Origin of the sequence: Bacillus sp. SJS, assembly GCF_000732485.2 — a bacterium.
GTDB classification, from domain to species: Bacteria; Bacillota; Bacilli; order Bacillales; family Bacillaceae; genus Metabacillus_B; species Metabacillus_B sediminis.
The window spans coordinates 39,045-59,370 of sequence record NZ_JAQV02000024.1; the positions used below are offsets into that span (position 1 = coordinate 39,045).

Below are 20,326 nucleotides of genomic sequence, written 5' to 3' on the forward strand. Positions count from 1 at the left end.
GACGCTAACAAAAAAAGAAACGGAGAAATATATTCCCCGTCTCTTTCTTATTTTGCTTCTAATTCTTCTTTATCGTAAATCGGCACCCAGCCCTCTTTTGTAACGAAAATTCTTACGGCTACGACTTTGCGGTCTTCCTGAAGTGTAAAATAGTGGCGGATGTTTTCAGGAACGGAAATTAAATCGCCTGGTACAAGCTCAACATTGAAGAAAGAACCGTCCTTTGCCTGGATAATGAAAACTCCATGTCCGCTGACAATGAATCTTACTTCATCATCTGTATGGTGGTGTTCCTGCTGGAAATTTTTCAGCAGTTCTTCAAGATTAGGAGTTTTGTCAGAAAGTGAAATGATATCCTGCGCCTGATAGCCGCGTCTTTTGGAGATATCCTCTATTTCTGTTTTGAACACTTGCAGGATCTCTTCTTTTTCTTCATCAGACAAATCATACTTTTCCTCTAAATGTCCTGGAAGCTTTTGAATATCCCAGTTTTCATAAATGACTTCCTGCTTTTCTAAAAAAGCTGCGACTTGATCCTGATCGCTGAGTCTTTCACCTGTACTTTGAAAATAAATCGTTGCCATTGTTCTTCCCCCTATTAGTTAATTGGTAAAGCGCTGAATTGCTTGAGTTTCAGATGATAAGAGAATAGGAATTCGCAAGCTTCTAAATATTTTTTTGCTTCAAAGGCGTTTCTTCCCCATACAGTTATTCCATGATTCCTGATCAGAACGGCACCGGCATCTCCATGGACATGCTGGCCAAATACGCGGGCGAGCTCAGGAATGTCGGCATGATTCGGAATGATGGGGATGGTGAAGGAGGCCTCTTCGTCCCAAAGGCCAAAAGCTTTAATAATTTCCTGTCCTGTGAAGGTTATCTGCCCTTCTTGAGCATATAGCTCAGAAATCACATTGTTGTCCACCGTATGAACGTGCAGACTGCATCCAGCGTTCGTTCTTGTATAGACCTCGATATGAAGCTGAGTTTCAGCAGATGGCTTCAATGCCGTTTCTTCCGCCGGCTGCCCGCTGACGTCAACAAGCAAAAAATCCTCCGAACTTTCCTTCCTCTTATCCTTGCCGCTCGCCGTCACATAAAAGGTTAATGGCTCACTGCCCGTTTTGATTGCAAGATTGCCGCTTGTAGCAGGAAACCAGTCTCTTTCTGCAAGCTCACGTTTCACTTCAGCCAGCTCACGCCAGCGCTGTTCCATAATCGTCCTCACACACTCACCCTCCTCTTCTCTAAAATGCTCACAACATCATGGAATGTTTCAAACGGTTCGAATGATAAATGCTGTTCTTTCACCTTATCCAGCAAATAGTCCCTTGCAATAACAAGGTCAGCCATTTTTGCTGCTTCCAGGTCGGTAACAGAATCTCCGATTACAATAATTTCCTGATCAGCGCTTGCAATACCTCGAATGATGGAGGGTTTGCAGCAGCCGCACTCCATTTCACACCCACTGTCTGCATCACATGGATGCGGCCATTGAATAAGGATTTGTTCCCCATAAAAGTCCGCCTCATTGCAATAGATTTTTTGCTGCTCAATTTGACTAGTAAGAAGAGGATGAACAAAAAAATCAATTCCTCCGCTTACAATGTACAATTCGATCTTCTGCTCTTTTGCATAGGCTGCAAATTCTATAAATCCTTCCCGAATTTCGGCTTGATTCAAAACATAAGCGGTGATTTCTTCTCGTTTAGAAGAAGGCAGCAGAGAAAACATTTTGCCGACCCCTTCTTTAACTGAAATGGTTCGATTAAGGACCTGATTCTTTAGCTCCTCCCATTCAGGAGGGGCAAACTGCTTCATGATTTCGATAATGTTGTCATTTTTTGTGATGGTTCCATCGAAGTCGCAAAATATGACTGGCTTCATTTTGCCGCCTCGAGCTGGCCCCAGAGCTTTAGGGCCTTTTCCAGGTGCTCATCCGTCCTTGCTTTTTCTTCGAGTGTTATGCCTTCAAGAACCGCATCAACGGCTGAACGAAATGCTGCTGCTCCTCCTTTGGCTCCGTTCGGATGGCCATGAATCCCGCCCCCAGCATTGATGATGCTGTCATTTCCAAAATCCTTCATGATAACCGGCACCAGTCCAGGATGTATTCCAGCTGAAGGTACTGGAAATACTTGTTTAAATGGAGAGGAGACTGTACATTCCTCAGCTATTCCGAGGGCTTCTTTTCTCTTCAATGCCACACTGCCGTATGGAGACGGAAATAAAGAAAAATCTGCTCCAGCCGCGCGGATTAGTTTTCCCAAAATTAAAGAATACGAGAATCCATATCGCTCTGATGCTGCGAACGCCCCGCTCACAGCAGGATGAGCCATGATAGGAACCGGTACTTCATCATCCTCTGCCAGTGATTGCAAGACATCGAGCCCGTAAGCATGAACATTGAATAGCAATGCAGTGGCTCCAGCCTCTGCAGCGAATCTCGCTTTGTCGCGGATTTGAGACGTTCTTCCTGTAAGATTGACAGCATATAGAGCATTCTTTCCTGTCTCTTCCTTCAGCTGCTTTATGATTTGGCCGCCTCGCTTCACTCTTTCAAAAAATGGAGTCAGCGGATTTTCAAAGAGAATTTCATCATCCTTTACTAAATCCATCCCGCCGGCAAGCTGATCAAACAGCTGCTGCTCTAAATAATGTAAATCCTTGCCAATCACCCCTTTAAAAATGCTCATTAGGAGCGGCCGGTTATATACGTTCATCTTCTCTCTAATTCCTTCAATGCCAAATTTAGGCCCTGGAAAATGCTTTGCCAATGAATCAGAAAAGTCTAAGTCTAATAGCTTCACTTCACCGTCCAATGAAAGTTTCCCGAAAACCGTGGTTAATATGGCCGGCAGGTCGGAACTGAAATTGACTGAAGGATAAGCGATTTTAATAAGACCCTTCGTATATTGTCCTTCAAGATCCGTATCCTTCTCCAGTTCTTCCGCCGAAATGACGGTTCCCTTATGCTTTTTCAGCTGCTCTTTTTCAAGCTCGGGCAAATCAGTCCAGGAACCGATTGTCAGTCCAAGAGCAATTCCTTCTGCTTTTTTTTCTAAATTTCCCTTCCGGTCATGAACAAGATAGGTTGCGATAATTTCACTCATTTTTTTGTCCCTCGCTTTTGGTGAAAAAATAAAAAGCCCCTTCATCACAAGAGAAGAGGCTTTGCATCATTCATTCTGCAGTACCTTATCCCTCAGCATGTCTGCTGCAAGAATTAGCACCGTGCCTGAACATGATTCGTTCGGGTCGGTTGCCGGGCTTCATTGGGCTAGTCCCTCCACCTGCTCTTGATAAGTACAATATAGACCTGCATGGCATCTGCAGGTTTAAATTTTCAATTAATTTGGATTATTACAGGAATTAAGTACTCTGTCAACCTATTTTTTTATTTTACTTAATCGGCCGTCATAAATAGACCAAGCTTTGAAATGCGGGCGGCTGCTTGCTCAATCCGCCATTCATCTGTCAGCAAACCAACTCGGAGATATCCTTCTCCATATTGCCCAAAGCCATCGCCCGGTGCGGTGACCACATGCGCTTTCTCTAAGAGAATATCGGAAAACTCCTGTGATGTGTATCCATCCGGCACCTTAAGCCAGGCGAAAAAACTTCCCTTCGGCGCCTGAATATCCCAGCCAATGCCGCGAAAAGCGTTTACCAGTGTATTTCTTCGTTTCTCATACATTTGGACAAGTTTTTGTGTGCTGCCGCTCTCATCGAGCAGCGCTGCCTCAGCTGCATCCTGAACCGCACCAAACACACTAACATACATATGGTCTTGATATACATTGATTGCATTAATGACGGATGGATTACCTGCCGCAAAGGCCACCCTCCATCCTGCCATATTGAACGTCTTGGAAAGCGTATAAATTTCAATTCCGACTTCCTTTGCGCCAGGTGTCTGGAGGAAACTGACGGGTTTTTCACCATCAAAACCAATGGCTCCGTATGCGAAGTCATGCACGGTGCAAATATGATTCTTATTGGCCAGGTCAACCGTCTTTTCAAAAAACGCTTTATTCGCGGCAGCTCCTGTTGGGTTGTTTGGATAGTTCAGGAACATAAGCTTCGCAGAGTCCAAAATGTCAGACGGAATTTCCGTATAGTCCGGCAAAAACTGATTTTTCTCAAGCAATGGCATCATGTGCATCTTCGCTTCTGCCATTTCGACTCCAGACCAGTAATCCGGATAGCCTGGATCCGGTACGAGAGCAATCTCCCCTGGATTCATCAGACATTGAGGAAGCTCTACAAGACCGGCTTTCCCTCCAAAAAGGACCGCAATTTCCGTTTCTGGATCCAATGTAACGCCGTATTCTCTTTCGTAAAATCCTGCGGCTGCTTCCTTTAGTGATTGTTTTCCTCTGAATGGAGAGTACTTATGATTGGCCGGATCACCCGAAGCCTTTTGTAGTGCTTGGACAATATGCTCAGCAGTGGGCTGATCAGGATTCCCCTGGCCGAGGTTGATTATGTCATGCCCGGCTTTCACTTTGGCAGCCGCCTTCTGTGCCAACGAGGCGAAAAATTGCTCAGGCAAGCGAGTAAGCAAGCGCGATGGTTCAAAAAACTTCATTTTTTTCACCTTCTCAAAAAATTCTTGAAATTCTAGTCCAAAATCATATAGTGTTAGTAACAAAAAGTAAAGCTAAAATTTACCTGAAGGAAGCTGGTCTGAAATGAAACGAACCATTTGCTGCATACAATTCAATATTGCCTTTGGGGATCCTGAAGAAAATAAAAAGCGTGTGTCTCTTGCAATGGAAGAGGCAATGAGTAAGGAAGCGCCGGACTTTCTCATTCTTCCGGAATTGTGGAATACAGGCTACGACTTGACAAGACTTGAAGTCATCGCAGATGAAGAAGGCATTGACTCTAAAGCTTTCCTTTCAGAGCTTGCAAAAAAACACAGCGTTAATTTGATAGCGGGGTCCATTGCAAAAAAATCCGGCCATGAAGTTACCAATACGATGCTTATCTTTGATCGTGAAGGAAATCTGATTCATGAATACAGCAAGCTGCATTTATTTAAGCTGATGGATGAACATCATTATCTGAAAGGCGGGAGAGAAAGCGGGCTATTTACGTTAGACGGTATTAACTGTGCAGGGTTTATCTGCTATGACATCCGTTTTCCGGAATGGATGCGCGAGCATGCCGCAAATGGTGCAGAGGTGCTCTTTGTTGCTGCAGAGTGGCCACTTCCGCGCCTTCACCACTGGAGATCCCTTCTTATAGCGAGAGCCATTGAAAATCAGGCATATGTTGTTGCCTGCAACCGCTCCGGTTCAGATCCTAATAATCAGTTTGCCGGTCATTCACTCGTCATTGATCCATGGGGTAATGTAATAGCTGAAGCTGGGGAGAGTGAAGAAATACTGAGTGCGGAATTGGATTTTAGTGAAATTGCTGGGATTCGAAAACAAATTTCGGTTTTTCAGGACCGGCGTCCGGAATTTTATCAATCATTTGTAAAAAGGGATTGACAGTCCTGCTCTTAAGCTGGTAACATTTTCATCAAGTGATTACGAAACAATTAAAACATTCAAAAAATTAAACATACTCTTATCGAGAGTTGGGAGAGGGAATTGGCCCGTTGACCCCAACAGCAACCGACCGTAATACCATTGTGAAATGGGGCGCAGCAGCAAGCGCCGGGGCTTATCGCTCCGCAAGGCACGGTGCTAAATCCGTCAGAAAGCAAATGCTTTTTGGGAGATAAGAGGTGCGAAGACTGCCTCTTCAAGCCTCTTTCTCAAAATGAAAGAGGCTTTTTCATGTTCAATAAATTTTTTATCACCACCTCAGGAGGGAAAATTACATGGCAATCGCAAATACATCGCTTTACGAACCGCTTATCGAAAGCACTGCCGCAGCACTTGCAGTAAGGCTTGGACTTTTTGAAGACAATCTTGTTCTTAAATGTGAGGAAATCGGAGATGGAAACTTAAATCTCGTTTTCCATATAACCGATCCAAAATCGGGAAAAGGCGTTATTTTGAAGCAAGCTCTTCCCTATGCAAAAGTAATCGGAGAATCATGGCCGCTTACATTGGACCGGGCAAGAATCGAAAGCAGCGCCCTTGTTAAACAGGCAGAGCTTGCTCCGGGATTGGTTCCTGAAGTTTATTACACTGACCAGACACTTGCCATTACTGTAATGGAGGATCTTTCACATTTGCAGATTGCAAGAAAAGCACTGATGGATAGAAAAAAACTTCCGCTGCTCGCTGAACATATCGGAACGTTTTTGGCCCGTACACTTTTTTACACAAGCGATTTCGCCCTGAAACCGCATGTAAAAAAACGGCTTGTTAAACATTTTACGAATCCTGATTTATGCAAAATCACCGAGGATTTCGTTTTTACGGACCCATTCTTCGACTATGAATCCAATGTTTTTGAACCGGAGCTTCGGGAGGCTGCTGAAAAACTATGGGAGGATACACACGTAAAGCTCGAAGTCGCTAAATTGAAAAGAAAGTTTTTGACGGAGGCAGAAGCACTTCTTCACGGGGATCTTCACACAGGCAGTATTTTTGTAAGTGAGACGGAAACAAAGGTTATTGATCCTGAATTTGCTTTCTTTGGACCGATTGGATTTGACCCGGGCCAATTCATCGCAAATCTGCTTCTCAACGCGTTATCTCGAGAAGAACAGGATCAGGATTTTATTTTCGAGGCCATTGAAAAAGCCTGGAACACATTTGAAGTGGAATTTTCTGCAGCGTGGAAAAAGGACAGCTTAGAGCGTTTTTCGGAAGTAGAGGGCTATCTTGAGCATACGCTGGAGCAAATTTTTGAGGATACGATCGGATTTGCAGGGTGTGAAGTTATCCGCAGAACAATCGGGCTTGCCCACGTTGCAGATCTCGATTCCATTGAGCCATACAGCCGCAGAATAGAATCAAAAATCCAGGCACTGGAATTAGGGAAAAAATTAATCAAAAACCGCCGCAACATCAATGAGCCTGGCCAGCTAAAACGGTTTTTCCGGCATGCAATTGCCCGTTAACTAGGAGGATTTACGAACATGACAAAACACTCTTTCACAATCCCCCGTTCTGTAGAATGGAAGGAAACTTATATTTCTTTGCTAGACCAGCAAAAGCTGCCTGGAATTACCGAATACATTGAATTACATTCAATCCAGGAGGTCTGGCATGCTATCCAAACCTTGAAGGTCAGAGGGGCACCGGCAATCGGCATTGCAGCTGCATTCGGACTTGCGCTGTCCGCATCACGTTACGAGGAATCAGATATTAATTCTTTCCTCGCTAAACTCCATGAGGAAAAAGACTATTTGGCTGGATCACGGCCAACAGCTGTTAATCTTGCCTGGGCACTCAACCGTTTAACCGCTTCCTGCAGCCAGGTGAAATCGGTGAATGAAGCTAAAACCAATCTGATCCATGAAGCCATCCAAATTCAGGTAGAGGATGAGGAAACATGCAGGCAGATTGGACAGCATGCATTAAAGCTCTTTAATAAAAGTGACCGCATTATGACGATTTGCAACGCTGGTTCCATTGCTACAGCCCGTTACGGGACCGCTCTTGCGCCCTTTTATTTAGCGAAGGAACAGGATTTTCCGCTTCAGGTATATGCCTGCGAAACCCGGCCTGTCCTTCAGGGGGCAAGGCTGACGGCTTGGGAACTGATGCAGGCTGGAGTCGATGTCACACTCATTACCGACAACATGGCTGCCTTCACAATTCAGCAGAAGAACATTTCCGCCATCATTACCGGGGCCGACCGAATCGCCCGTAATGGAGATACAGCCAATAAAATCGGCACATATAACCTGGCCATACTCGCTAAGGCCTTTGAAATCCCATTTTACATCGCAGCCCCCCTCTCCACGTTTGACTTCAGCATCGATTCCGGTGCAGAAATACCGATTGAAGAGAGAGATTCAAGAGAAATCACGGAGATTGCAGGCACAAGAATTGCACCTGAAGGGATAGAGGTTTATAACCCTGCATTTGATGTTACCCCAGCCAATCTAATATCAGGCATTGTTACGGAAAAAGGCGTTCTTACCGGGGATTTGAAGGCTGGAATCAAGGAGCTGTTTGCTGATAAAGTACATTGAATTAGAGAGCCTTCTTTGAAGGCTCTTTATTAGCTGCCGGCAAGGTGAGACAGGAATTTTTTTAACCTGTTATACCATGCCATGCCGGGCATTCCTCCCCGGCGTGGCACCAGCAGCTACCATTAATTTCCCTCTATCCCGGCCCACAATTCCTTCGGGTTTAATTCATAAATGCTGTTGTCACGGTACATGATCCCATTTACAATAAATTCTCTCCTAATGGTAGCAAAGTCTTCGTGATACAATTTTATGGCTTCATTGATTTCCTTTTCTTTGTATTTTCTGCCTGGCTCGAAATCTTTTGCTATGTAGAAGAGCACCATAAGTTTGCGCTTTCGCTGAGAAGGTATGATTTTAAGTTTTCCTTCTTTCGTCAAATAGTTTTGAACGACTTTCATGTGTTCCCCTGTCAACTCCTTCATTCCATTCCCCTCTTTCGGCTGCATAAGCTGAACGATATCGCTTGCATGCTTTTCAATAACTTTTTCCTGCAGAAAGTAATAGATGGTGTTCTTTTCACGTTTTTGATGAACTAGATTCATCTCTTTTAATTTGGTCAAATGGTGGGTGATGGTTGGAGGGGTGAGGCCTAATATCCCCGCCAGAGCCTGACCGTGCTTAGGACCATCGGATAGGATTGCAATGATCCTCAGCCTGGTAGGGTCACCCATTGCTTTATGAAATTGGACTAAACGATTCAGCTGCACATGCACATCTCCTCATTAGACATATATCTAATTAGATAATAATCTTATCAGTTTGATTTGTCAATTATTTCTGCAGCTTAACAATCGCATCCGTTTGCTCTTTGGAAAGCAGATTCATCTTATGAAAAAGAACCGCATATGCTGCAACCTTTGCCGTTCTGCCAGGTTTAATCATGATTCCTCCTCCTTTTTCCCTAGGGCAACTTTTTTAGCTTTACTAAATAATATGTCGCTGTGTCATATTTGTGACAAGCGGCATATTAAACCTTAAAATTAAAGTTTGCTGCATAGGCACGATTGAATGGAAATACCCAATTTTAGCTTGAAGGCCTCATCTGACCCACTGCTCCTTATAAACATTTTCTAATCAAAAAACAAAAAAAACCGGATGTCCTATAACACCCGGTCTTACATCTTATTGAAACAGATTATCTAAACTCTACCTTTTCCAATCCCAGCAGAATCGCTTTCAGATCGGTTTTCGTTCCTGCATAACCCGTTAGCGATTTGTTTTTTCCGATTACTCTGTGACATGGCACAAGAATTGGCAGTTTATTTGCTTTGTTCGCTTGACCCACAGCCCGGACAGCCTTTGGACTGCCGGCCTTTTGTGCTAGTTCTGCATAGCTGAGAGATTCCCCGAAAGGTATTTCTCTAAGCGCATCCCAAACCCTCATTTGAAATGGCGTTCCTTCTGTAGAAAAAGGAAGCTCAAAATGAGTCCGTATTCCGCTGAAATATTCCTGAAGCTGTTTTCTCGCTTCAATCAGGACAGGGTATTCTGCAGGTTCCCCATTGAAGGGAGAAAGCTCCGTTTCCGGAAGCAAAACCTGCGTAATTGAAGTCCCGTCTGAAACAATCGTCAGCACACCAATCGGTGAGTCGTATTGAATGAAACCTTTCATTTTTCACACCTCATTCGTCCCTGCGGGAAGGGTAATGTAGAACGTCGTCCCTTTTCCTACCTGACTTTCCACTTTCACCTTCCCGCGATGTTCTTCTATTATTTTATAGCTTACCATAAGTCCGAGGCCAGTACCCCGATCCTTCGTAGTATAGAAGGGTTCCCCCAGTCTTTTAAGCTTATCTTCAGGTATTCCATTTCCTTCATCCTTAATGGAAATACAAAGACTGTCCGGCCCCTTCATTTTAAGAATCGTTAGGACTTTGCCTCCGCCCGGCATCACTTCAATAGCATTTTTCAATATATTGATAAACACCTGTTTCATTTGATTTGGCTCACAATAGATGGAAGGAATTTCGCCATCAGTAATGAGCTCCATTTGAACATTTGAAAATATGGCCTGTGCGTTTAGAAGCTCCATTGTATCTTTCATAATTTTCACGATGCTGTTTTGCTCAAAGTGGATGGCTTGTGGTTTTGCAAGAACAAGAAATTCCGTGATAATCGATTCAATCCGGTTCAATTCTGATTTAATGACATTAAAATACATGCTGAAATCGTCTTTTACACTGCCTTCAAGAAGCTGGATAAAGCCTTTAAGGGCTGTCATCGGGTTGCGTATTTCATGAGCTATGCCCGCGGCAAGCTCTCCAACCACATTTAGTGTGTCTGACTTCCGCAGCCGTTCTTCAAGCTCCTTCCTTTCAGTTATATCTCTGAAAATGGCAAGATGCATGTTTTCATTTAAATTCAGCTTTAAGGAAAAATCCAATATCCTTGTTTGACCGTGCTTAGATGTCAGGAGAATTTCTTCTGTACCTTCTTCTTCCTTTTGAAATTCCGCAAGAAAGTCGGAAGGCTGCTTGCTCTCATCCGGGAATAGCATAGCGTACAGGTTGCACTGTTCGATTTCTTCATGCGGCATTTCAAAAATTTTAGCTGATACAGGATTTGCAGCCATAATGTCGTAATTGCTGTCAAACAGGATAATTCCTTCCAGCGCTCCATTAAAAATTTTCCGGAATTTCTCTTCACTCTGTCTTAATTCTTTTTCCATCCGATTCCGGTCACTTACATTTCGGAGAATGGTCAAATGCTGTCCTTCAAACACATTCGCCTTGGACGTGAATTCCAAATGCTTGCATTGCCCATTAGGCATATAAAAATGAAGTTCCTGACGAATGGATCCCGTTGTCATATATTGCTTAAAGGCAGAAAGATAGCGGGGATCCGCTAAATCCAGGAAATCCGTTATCGAACTTTTAAGAAGTCCTTCCATTGGGAGCTCAAAAATACGTGTTGCCCACCGATTCGCTTTTAAGATCTGCCCTTTTTTATCCCAAATAATAATCGCATCCATGGCATTCTCAAATATTTCACGGAAGCGTACTTCGCTTTTATGAAGTTTGGCTTCCATGGATCTTTTTTCAGTAATATCCCGCATGATTGACATATAGTAACCATTAAGTACATTAGAGGTCGCTGTGAATTCAAAGATCTTACGGGTACCGCTCTTCAGTCTTACAGGCAAATCCCCTTTAGCTTTTCCAGCTTTAGAGAGGAGGGACCACGTTTCTTCAATTTTATCGCGGCTCTCTTTATCGATAAAATCTTTCAGTTTATAGAAAGAAAGCTGATTTTTTTGAAGTTCAAAGCTATGGCAAAATGAGGTATTGGCATCCACAAGCCTGCCATGGTGATCATATATAACAATCCCGTCCAACGCGCGATGAAATAGATCCTGAAACATTTTTTCATTAATAGACCGTTCTCTCTCCAGCATTTTTTTTGATGAAACGTCACGCATGATGGACAAATCGTAATCTCCAATAGCTTTTCTTTTAGCGGAAAACTCAATAAATTTCAGCTGTCCATTCTTAAGCTTAATAATTATCTCCTCACTGAGTGAGCCTGTTTCAGATAGCTGCTCCCGCTGCCTTTTAATCTCCTCATTAGGAAACATGGCAAGATAATCATATAACGATTTTTCCAACAGCACTTCTTTCCTTTCATTAAACAGACTGCATGCTGCTTCATTGACATCTATAAAATTCATATTTTGATCAAAAATAATAATAGCATCCAAAGCCTGGTCGAAAATAACCTGATGTTTGGCAAGCTCTGCCAGCAAATGCTGATTTTCCTTTTTAAGACGGTCCAGTTCGCTATTAAGCTGAGCAATTTGCGCCTCTTCTATTAGCTGACTCATCCCCCGTACACTCCCTTTTTTCCCCATATCATTTATCATTAATTTCTACATTTAATTCTATTGTCCTTCCATCCTTGCCGTATTAAGTCGTGATTTGAAAAAAAAACCGCCATTTACCGCAAATATGGCTTGTTTGTTTCGTCTGATACATATTTCACAATTGTGTAACAAGATGATTAAATCCGTCTCACAATAGCTGCTAAAGGCAGGAAACACATTTTATTTTGTTTTACACTGGTCTGGCATGGGTAAAATGTATTTACAGATTTACAGGAATTGCCGATTTAAAAGCATGTTCAGGCAGGTGATGTGAGTTGAAAACAAGAGACAGCTACTTTGATAATGCGAAATTTTTATTGATTATTCTTGTCGTATTTGGCCATCTCATCCGTTCTTTTATAGACAATAATGATGTAATGCTTCACATTTATAAATTTATCTACACGTTTCATATGCCCGCCTTTATTCTCGTTTCAGGCTATTTTGCCAAGGGATTCAGAAAAGAAGGCTATGTAGGGAAAATTGCCAAAAAGCTGATTGTTCCCTATTTGATTTTTCAGGGGATTTACTCTGTTTACTACTACCTGATTCAGAAGCAGGATAAAATCGAACTCAACCCTCTTGATCCTCAGTGGTCGCTATGGTTTCTGCTCAGCCTGTTTTTCTGGAATCTGATGCTGTTCCTTTTCACAAAAACAAATTGGAAAAACGCACTTGCTCTATCATTCTTGCTTGGGATAGGAATTGGGTATGTTGATTTTGCGAATAACTTTTTGAGTATCGGCCGTACATTTGTGTTTTTTCCGCTCTTCTTGATCGGGTATTATATGAAAAGAGATCATTTTTACAAATTGACTTCTGTAAAGGGAAGAACCATTTCACTCCTTTTTCTTGCCTTTACATTCAGTATGTATTTCTTTTTGCAGTTTGATTTTGAATGGCTTTTCGGCTCCAAGCCCTATTCGGCATTTGGCCAGGAAATTGCAGCCAGCGCCCTCATCCGTACAAGTTTTTACGTGATGACAGTCGCTTCTACTCTAAGCTTTCTGGCTATCGTGCCCCAACGGGAGGCATTCTTCACGTCATGGGGCACGAGAACCTTTTACGTTTACCTCCTGCACGGTTTTATTATTAACGGGATTCGTAACAGTCCGGCAGTTGAATGGCTGGCTGATTACCAAAGCATCGCCATTTATGCAGCTGCAGCAATTGCTGTTACCTTCCTCCTGTCATCGAACTTCGTAAAAACCTGGACAGAGCCAATGATTGAGTTAAGGGCAACCAGTTTAAAAAGAAAATGGAAATCACTGCAGCAAACGTAGTTTAAGGAGTATTTTAAAAAAGATTGCGAGGAGCAAAAATATGACAACCCGGAAACGCTGGCACGAGCATTTCCGGGTTTTTGTATTCGATTAATGATTACTAAGGATTACGAATTGTAACATTGTTCATGATCCATAATTGGAAAGGCTGATTGGAAAGGAAGGCGCACGACTCCCGCTTAGAGCAGCGGGACAGGTGAGATTCCGCAGGCGAAAGATTGACCGCCTGCCCAAGGATAAGCGAGCGCCTGCTACCTGCAATCAACAGTCAAGTTTAACAGCTTTAATGAAAAATGTTTTCCCAGTGCTGTTATGTGTTAAAATAGGTAATGTTTTAATAAAACAACTATTCTTATTAAAAGTGGTGTAAAAACATGAACATTGTGCTCAGCACATTAAACGCAAAATACATTCATACAAGCCTGTCGATCCGTTATCTTAAAGCATACGCTCAGCCGGAATATGAGCCGGAGCTTGCCGAATATACGATTAAAGATCCGTCCATTAATATCGTAAGCGACTTGTTCAAACGCAATCCTGATGTCATTGGATTCAGCTGCTATATTTGGAATATCGAAGAAACGATTAAGGTTATCAATATGCTGAAGAAAATTAAACCGGAGCTTGTCATTGTCCTAGGGGGACCCGAAGTTACTTATGATGTTCTGGACTGGATGGAAAGAATCCCTCAAGCTGACTATATTGTAATTGGCGAAGGGGAACAGACGTTTAAACAGCTGCTTCAGGCAATTGATCAAGGTCTTCCCATGAGAACGGTGAATGGAATTGCTTACCGTGAGGACGGTAAAGTCCGAATTCAGCCGCAGGCAAACAAGCTTGATTTAAAAGAGCTTCCCTCTCCATTCCGTTTTAAAGAGGATCTCTCAAGCCTTTCTAAACGGGTAACTTATGTAGAAACAAGCCGGGGATGTCCATTTAGCTGCCAATTCTGTCTTTCTTCTATTGAAGTCGGCGTCCGCTACTTCGATCGCGAGAAAGTGAAAGAGGATATCCGATTCCTGATGGAGCACGGCGCTAAAACCATTAAATTTGTTGACCGGACCTTTAACATTAGCCGAAGCTATGCAATGGAAATGTTTCAATTTCTTATTGATGAGCATCGCCCTGGAACCGTCTTTCAATTTGAAATTACAGCGGATATCATGAGGCCGGAGGTTATCCAATTTTTAAACGATAACGCTCCAAAAGGGCTGTTCCGCTTTGAAATCGGTGTTCAGTCTACGAACGATGAGACAAATGATCTCGTCATGCGGAGACAGAACTTCAGCAAATTAACGAGGACAGTTATGATGGTAAAGGAAGGGCAAAAAATCGAACAGCATTTAGATCTTATTGCTGGCCTTCCCGAAGAGGACTACCATTCATTTAAAAAGACTTTCAATGACGTATTTGAGATGCGTCCTGAGGAACTCCAGCTTGGATTCCTGAAAATGCTTCGCGGCACAGGGCTGCGTTTACGAGCCGCTCAGCACGATTATGTATACATGGACCACTCGCCTTACGAAATCTTAAAAAACAACGTATTAACCTTCGATGATATATCAAGGATTAAGCAAGTCGAGGATGTTTTGGAGAAATATTGGAATGATCATCGTATGGACGAAACGGTTGAGTATCTTGTTCAGCACGTGTTTCCATCTCCGTTCGATTTCTTCCAGGATTTCGGAACGTTTTGGGATGAACAGGGGTGGAGCAGGATTGGCCATCAGCTGGAGGATTTGTTCAAAAGGCTCCGTGATTTTATAGAAGCAGCCGCACCTGACCACCTTGAGGCAGCCACAGCATTTATGACGTTTGATTATTTGAAAAATCAGCGCTATAAACCAAGAAAAGCATTGTGGGATGATGCAATGCTTGCTAAAGAAGAGCGCGATCTATTTTACAGGCAGCTCATGGATCAGCCGGAGCTTCTCGGGGCAGCTTATCAGAAGAATCCGCTTTCTGAAAAAGATTTGTACAAACATACAATCGTCGAAAAGCTTCCATTTGACCTGGGAGAATATAAGATGAATGGCACCGTTGTAATGAATGCAGCAACATGGATTCTCGTCCATTACGATCCTTCAGAGAACCGTCCGCATATCTTTACTGCAAACGAAAGCCCGGATCATATCCGGGCAGTCTGAAAGTGAGAGCACAAGCTCTCACTTTTTCTTTTTGTCTGATTTTGATTTGCGTTTAAGCTCTTCCTTCAATTCATAAATTTTGGCGGAATTTCCATCACCGAATTCGCTGCCAAACTCCTGCTCCAGAAGATCAGCATTCATTGGCTTTTTATGATTTTGAAGGTCTTTGCTTTTGACGTGCTTTTTACTCATCGGTTACTCTCCGACTTGCCCTGCATTCCTTTTTTGGAATTGCGGTTTGCATATTTTTGAGGGTTCTCATGATTAAATTCTGCAGCAAACTCTGTCTTTGCCATGCTTTCGGATGGAGTGTTGTTGTTTTTTAGAGCTTGATGGCTTGCAGCTTTTCGTTTCATAAACATCCCCCTAAAAATTGAATGTACAGCAGCGGAATCATCCGCAAGGTTAGTTTAATCCGGTTTTATCTTTTTCATCCTTCCAGTTTCTTCAGTTCTGTTCCTGCTGGCCATACGCAATCAGCACAATTTCTTCGCCCGTCCGGCTGCGGAAGTCTTCTTCAAACTGCTGCAGCTGACTAAGCTCTTCCGGATTCAATTCTGCAACCGGAAATTGCTTTTTAGCATTCATCCCTTATCACTCCCCTCACCTATGAGTGTTTCCTTCACTGGAATTCTTATGAATGCAAGGAGAGAACGAGAGGCTTAATTCTAATTATTATCCAATAATGATTCTTTCGGTAGGATATTTGAAATTGGCTTCAATTTCCTTCTTCCCCATCATAAGAAGGAGAGTAACAATTCCGATTCTGCCGATGAACATTAGTAAAATGATGATGATCTTTCCAATAGTACTCAAATCCGCTGTTATTCCAAGTGACAGCCCCGTCGTACCGAAGGCTGATGACACTTCAAACAGGATCTCAAGAAGTGTAAAAGGCTCTGTTGCTGCCAAAATAATAGTGGAAACAAAGCAAATCATCACAGCAACAATGGTTACAACAAGGGACTTTGTAATATCAGCTTCATGGACTTCTCTTTTGAAGAGCTTTAAGGATTTAGCTCCCCGGGCAAAGTGATAAATAAAGAGAAGATTAAGCGCAAACGTGGTTGTCCTGATCCCTCCTCCAACAGAACTCGGTGAAGCACCGATAAACATGAGCAGGCACATAAACAGCAGAGTGGAATCACTAAACTGTGACACATCCATCGTCGCAAGGCCGCCGCTTCTCGTTGTTGATGACTGAAAAAGTGCGTAAAACAAGGATTCATGCCAGGGTTTATCTTTGAAAAAATGCTGAGAATCAAGGAGCAGGATGCCAATCGTTCCAAAGGCAAGCAAACCAAGAAATGTTATGGATGTTACTTTGGCAAAAAGTGTAAACCGGTGTTTTTTTTCATGAAAGAGATACGTTTTAAGCTCAATTAAAACGGGAAATCCAATTGCTCCCAGCGTCAAAAGCAAAATATTAATAAACTGTATGAAATAATCCTTTGCAAAGGGGATGAGCGATTGCCCGGTAATATCAAACCCTCCATTTGTCGTTGCACTGACTGAAGCAAAAAAGCCATGAAGATATGCTTCCTGCCAATCAGGATAATATTTAAGCATATATGTACCCAGAATAAGCCCGCCAACAATTTCAATAGCCAGAATTAAAATAAGAATTTGTTTCAAGAGGTTTACCAGGCCTGAAAGGTTTGACTGATTCTGATCGGTCATGATCAGCTTTCTTTCCTTCAGTCCAATCCGCCGTCTTAAAACCAGCCATATAAATGTGCTTAATGTCATAATTCCGATGCCTCCGAATTGGAGAATGAAGGCAAGAATAAAGTAACCTGGTGTCGTAAATGTATCTTTAATAGATATAGTAGAAAGTCCGGTGACACTTACAGCACTAACCGAGGTAAATAAAGCATCAATAAATGTCCATTCCGCTTCCGGTCTCCTGGCCAGGGGCAGGCTTAATAGCAGGATGGAAACCGTTACTGCAATAAAATAGTATGTCACAATAATTTTGGCAGGTGAAAGCTTCTGCCTTCTAAGCCTCAGATCAATTCGCATAAGTAACCATCCTTTTTTTGATCAGCTTCCGGTAAAAAAATAAGGGATTTAAAAAACCCTTTTAAAACTTTTAGTGTAAAGCGTTTACAAGCCATAGGGCTTTGCATTAAAATATGATTATTAAATTTATACCAATTTTCCTATTTTTTTCAACAAAATTCGAGTGAACGGGGTTCAAAACAATGTACTTGAGCAAAAAATCATCAATCGGCCGGAAATATGGACTAGTCTTTTATACTTGCCTTACTCTAATCATTATTGCCTTTATCTTTATTTTATTTTCCTTATCCTCAACTCTTCAAACCGTTAAAACAGCAGAGAGAAAGTCCGATGATGCATTAAAAGTCGCTGCTGCCTCCGCAATTTTCAAGCAAAAATACATCGTGATCACTGATTACCTGACAAAGGCGGCACCTGAAAATGAGAGCGCCTACACAGATCAGGTAAAGGAAATGAATCAAACATTCAGCCAGTTGAAAAACAGCATATCCAACAAAGAACAGGTGCTGCTTCTTAATGCCGCCAAATTGATGAATGGCGAGCTGGATAAATTGTTTGAAAACCGCATAAAAACAGAGCTTCAGGCGGTGTCAAGCAAAGGCGGTGTTTTGGACCCCCTGAAACAAATTGAGCTTCAAAACCGTGCTGCTGTAATTAGGGACGTCAGTAATGAAAAGCTGATGGCACTTGGAAGACTGATTTCAGATGACAGAACGAAGATGATCGGTCAAACTGAACAAAATTCCAAAAACCAAATCTTGCTTTCTTCAGGGTTTATTGCAGCCTCGATTCTGTTATCAGCTCTTTTGCTGTCGGTTGTAAGCAGAAGAATCCGCAAACAGCTCTCACAGGCTGTCAGCATGTGCAAGGAGCTTGCAGCAGGCAATCTCCTTACAGAGGATTTGCATTTTAATTCTAAAGATGAAACGGAAGATATCTCGGTTGCGATGAACAGTCTTAAAGCGGAGCTTAAACGTTCGATTCAGGAGATCTTCGCCCTTTCAGAGCAAGTCAGAGGGATGTCCGGTCATTTGAAGGAAAACACTGAATCAACCTCTGAGGGTACCGATCAGATAACACAGTCCATCCTCCAATTAGCTTCGGGTTCTGAACAGCAGGTGCAATCCATTCAGCAGGCAGCATCATCCGTTACTATGATTGCCGCACAGCTGAATGTCGCAGCAGCAGAATCAAATGAAGCAAGCCTTTTGAGTGCTGATTCATCCGTTAAAATCAAACAAGGCAAAAACCATGCAAACGATGTAATGATTCAGATGGAAACCATCTTGAATCATGTAGAACGTCTCGAGAAAACCATTCACAATCTTGAAGAAAAATCACAAACAATTACGGCCATTGCCTCCATGATCACAAATATTTCAGAACAGACCAATTTGCTTGCACTAAATGCAGCCATTGAAGCTGCCAGAGCAGGCGAGCACGGTAAAGGATTTGGCGTTGTTGCATCAGAAGTGAGAAAATTAGCTGAGCAGACCGCAGGCGCAGCAGGCAGCATTCAGGAAATCCTTCAATCAACCCAGCTGGAAACAGCTTCTGCTTCTAAGCTTATGAAAGAGAGCTCCGAAGCTGTTGCAAAGGGAAACCAGCTGGTTTTAGGAGTCGATGAATCATTTAAAATCATCTCTACTCATATTAAACAGCTGGAGAAAAAAAGTCAGGAGGCTGAAAAAGCTGTTCTGAGCGTTAAGAAACAGATGGATGTCCTTAATGATGCAACTGGCCATATCGAAAATGTCAGCAGATTGACGAATGAGAGCATTGAACATATCGCAGCCACGACTGAAGAACAAAATGCTGTTATGCAGGAAATGCTTAATTCCTCCCATGTGCTATCATCGCTTTCAAAGAAATTCCGAGCTTCTTTTTCAGCCTACAAAATATGAAAAGCTGGCCTCAAGTGAGGTCAGCTTTTTTTAGCAGCTTGCGCTTTTCCTGGATTAACGCTGTTCCAATCTAGCAATCCGATCCTGAAGGTCAGGGTGTGTGGAGAAAATGGAACGTTTTCGTTTGCTGATTATTTTCAGAGTAGCAAGAGAAGTATCATCATCTCTTGTGCGCTGAGTATAGTTCTGAAGGCTTCTTAATGCATGAATCATTTTATCTTTACCTGCAAAGTCCGCTCCGCCGCGGTCAGCATGGTATTCGCGGTAGCGCGAGAAGGCAAATACGACAAGACTTCCCAAAATAGAGAAAAGGATCTGGAATACCAAAATCGCAATAAAATGGACAACTCCTGCAAGTTCTTCGCGGACAAATCTTGATACTGCCCATGCGGCAACTCTTGCGAGGAACACGACAAATGTATTGACAATCCCTTGCAGAAGGGTCATCGTCACCATATCTCCATTAACAATATGGGCAATTTCATGGGCAAGAACACCATCAATAGCATCCTCATCCATTTCTTCAAGCAAGCCGGTTGATACTGCTACGAGAGAGCGGTTCTTGGAAGGACCTGTAGCAAATGCATTTACCTCCGGTGAGCGGTAAATCCCAACCTCCGGCATGACCCGCATACCTGCAGTCCGTGCAAGTTGATGAACGCGTTCGACAAGGTCTCTTTCAATAGGGGAAAGATTGTCTTCAGGTTTTAATACCTGAACCCCCATCATCATTTTCGCCATCCAGCGGGAAATGGCCAGGGAGAATAAAGAACCTGTAAAACCTACAACTGCACTGAAGGCAAGCAAAGTTACAAGGTCGATTCCGCCAGAAGCCGTTATATAGTTGCCAACGCCTAAAACGGATAGAACGATCCCTATTGTTGTAATGACCAGGATGTTGGTTAATATGAATAATCCAATTCGTTTAAACATTTTTCACCTCATAGTTTCAAGTTCATATGAACTTATTATACAATAATTATAATTCCATCTTCATTGTA

19 protein-coding genes and 2 riboswitches are annotated in these 20,326 nt (G+C 42.7%); of the genes, 6 read left to right on the top strand and 13 right to left on the bottom strand.

Translation table 11 applies throughout. The features are described 5' to 3' along the window. Window positions 1–47: 47 nt before the first annotated feature. The 5 genes from AS29_RS14690 to AS29_RS14710 all read right to left on the bottom strand — a co-directional run bounded on the left by AS29_RS14690 (window position 48) and on the right by AS29_RS14710 (window position 4,591). Complete coding sequence (locus tag AS29_RS14690; RefSeq protein ID WP_035408971.1) at window positions 48–584, bottom strand: 1,2-dihydroxy-3-keto-5-methylthiopentene dioxygenase; 537 nt, start codon at window positions 582–584, stop codon at window positions 48–50. A gap of 14 nt (window positions 585–598) precedes the next feature. After that, on the bottom strand, window positions 599–1,216 hold the full coding sequence (locus tag AS29_RS14695) for a methylthioribulose 1-phosphate dehydratase (RefSeq protein ID WP_035409332.1): 618 nt from the start codon (window positions 1,214–1,216) through the stop codon (window positions 599–601). A gap of 8 nt (window positions 1,217–1,224) precedes the next feature. Beyond that, window positions 1,225–1,887: a 2-hydroxy-3-keto-5-methylthiopentenyl-1-phosphate phosphatase gene (locus AS29_RS14700; RefSeq protein ID WP_035408975.1), complete on the bottom strand. Its 663-nt coding sequence runs from the start codon at window positions 1,885–1,887 to the stop codon at window positions 1,225–1,227. Further along, window positions 1,884–3,113, bottom strand: coding sequence for a 2,3-diketo-5-methylthiopentyl-1-phosphate enolase (locus AS29_RS14705; protein ID WP_035409334.1), 1,230 nt, complete (start codon window positions 3,111–3,113; stop codon window positions 1,884–1,886). Before AS29_RS14705 ends, AS29_RS14700 begins: the two co-directional genes overlap by 4 nt. A gap of 82 nt (window positions 3,114–3,195) precedes the next feature. After that, a riboswitch (SAM riboswitch) is annotated at window positions 3,196–3,309 on the bottom strand. 97 nt (window positions 3,310–3,406) lie between these two features. Then, window positions 3,407–4,591: a pyridoxal phosphate-dependent aminotransferase gene (locus AS29_RS14710; protein WP_035408978.1), complete on the bottom strand. Its 1,185-nt coding sequence runs from the start codon at window positions 4,589–4,591 to the stop codon at window positions 3,407–3,409. 103 nt (window positions 4,592–4,694) lie between these two features. Here AS29_RS14710 and AS29_RS14715 point away from each other — a divergent pair, with 103 nt between their 5' ends. From AS29_RS14715 to mtnA, 3 genes are all read left to right on the top strand, one after another. Then, entirely contained in the window at window positions 4,695–5,501 is an 807-nt protein-coding gene (locus AS29_RS14715) for a carbon-nitrogen family hydrolase (protein ID WP_035408981.1), read from the top strand. Window positions 5,502–5,577: 76 nt separating this feature from the next. Continuing rightward, window positions 5,578–5,740: riboswitch (SAM riboswitch) on the top strand. Between the two features lie 96 nt (window positions 5,741–5,836). Beyond that, the gene (gene mtnK, locus AS29_RS14720; protein WP_035408983.1) at window positions 5,837–7,030 is read left to right on the top strand and encodes an S-methyl-5-thioribose kinase; all 1,194 of its coding nucleotides are present in this window, start codon (window positions 5,837–5,839) and stop codon (window positions 7,028–7,030) included. A gap of 18 nt (window positions 7,031–7,048) precedes the next feature. Continuing rightward, window positions 7,049–8,110, top strand: a complete 1,062-nt coding sequence (gene mtnA / locus AS29_RS14725; protein WP_035408985.1) for an S-methyl-5-thioribose-1-phosphate isomerase — start codon at window positions 7,049–7,051, stop codon at window positions 8,108–8,110. 122 nt (window positions 8,111–8,232) lie between these two features. Here mtnA and AS29_RS14730 read toward each other — a convergent pair whose 3' ends face one another. From AS29_RS14730 to AS29_RS14740, 3 genes are all read right to left on the bottom strand, one after another. Next, complete coding sequence (locus tag AS29_RS14730) at window positions 8,233–8,817, bottom strand: DUF2087 domain-containing protein (RefSeq protein WP_035408987.1); 585 nt, start codon at window positions 8,815–8,817, stop codon at window positions 8,233–8,235. Between the two features lie 428 nt (window positions 8,818–9,245). Beyond that, window positions 9,246–9,722, bottom strand: a complete 477-nt coding sequence (locus AS29_RS14735; RefSeq protein WP_035408989.1) for a methylated-DNA--[protein]-cysteine S-methyltransferase — start codon at window positions 9,720–9,722, stop codon at window positions 9,246–9,248. A 3-nt stretch (window positions 9,723–9,725) separates the two neighbouring features. Continuing rightward, entirely contained in the window at window positions 9,726–11,930 is a 2,205-nt protein-coding gene (locus AS29_RS14740) for a PAS domain S-box protein (RefSeq protein ID WP_035408991.1), read from the bottom strand. Window positions 11,931–12,244: 314 nt separating this feature from the next. On the opposite strand from AS29_RS14740, the gene AS29_RS14745 reads away from it, so the two are divergent. Together AS29_RS14745 and AS29_RS14750 are read left to right on the top strand one after the other, a co-directional pair. Then, complete coding sequence (locus tag AS29_RS14745; RefSeq protein ID WP_035408993.1) at window positions 12,245–13,252, top strand: acyltransferase family protein; 1,008 nt, start codon at window positions 12,245–12,247, stop codon at window positions 13,250–13,252. A 374-nt stretch (window positions 13,253–13,626) separates the two neighbouring features. Continuing rightward, on the top strand, window positions 13,627–15,399 hold the full coding sequence (locus tag AS29_RS14750; RefSeq protein ID WP_035408995.1) for a B12-binding domain-containing radical SAM protein: 1,773 nt from the start codon (window positions 13,627–13,629) through the stop codon (window positions 15,397–15,399). An 18-nt stretch (window positions 15,400–15,417) separates the two neighbouring features. Here AS29_RS14750 and AS29_RS21630 read toward each other — a convergent pair whose 3' ends face one another. From AS29_RS21630 to AS29_RS14755, 4 genes are all read right to left on the bottom strand, one after another. Then, on the bottom strand, window positions 15,418–15,591 hold the full coding sequence (locus tag AS29_RS21630; protein WP_197491616.1) for a hypothetical protein: 174 nt from the start codon (window positions 15,589–15,591) through the stop codon (window positions 15,418–15,420). Further along, window positions 15,588–15,755 (bottom strand): hypothetical protein, encoded by a 168-nt coding sequence (locus AS29_RS21635; protein ID WP_197491621.1) that lies wholly within the window; start codon window positions 15,753–15,755, stop codon window positions 15,588–15,590. Before AS29_RS21635 ends, AS29_RS21630 begins: the two co-directional genes overlap by 4 nt. A 91-nt stretch (window positions 15,756–15,846) precedes the next feature. Beyond that, a complete protein-coding gene (locus tag AS29_RS21640) occupies window positions 15,847–15,987 on the bottom strand; it encodes a hypothetical protein (protein WP_197491617.1) in 141 nt (46 codons plus the stop codon). 87 nt (window positions 15,988–16,074) lie between these two features. Beyond that, complete coding sequence (locus AS29_RS14755) at window positions 16,075–17,421, bottom strand: TrkH family potassium uptake protein (protein ID WP_035408997.1); 1,347 nt, start codon at window positions 17,419–17,421, stop codon at window positions 16,075–16,077. A 1,274-nt stretch (window positions 17,422–18,695) separates the two neighbouring features. On the opposite strand from AS29_RS14755, the gene AS29_RS22085 reads away from it, so the two are divergent. Continuing rightward, window positions 18,696–19,325, top strand: coding sequence for a methyl-accepting chemotaxis protein (locus tag AS29_RS22085; RefSeq protein WP_442854537.1), 630 nt, complete (start codon window positions 18,696–18,698; stop codon window positions 19,323–19,325). A gap of 54 nt (window positions 19,326–19,379) precedes the next feature. On the opposite strand, the gene htpX is transcribed toward AS29_RS22085, so the two are convergent. Next, on the bottom strand, window positions 19,380–20,258 hold the full coding sequence (gene htpX, locus AS29_RS14765) for a protease HtpX (protein WP_035409001.1): 879 nt from the start codon (window positions 20,256–20,258) through the stop codon (window positions 19,380–19,382). Window positions 20,259–20,326 lie beyond the last annotated feature (68 nt).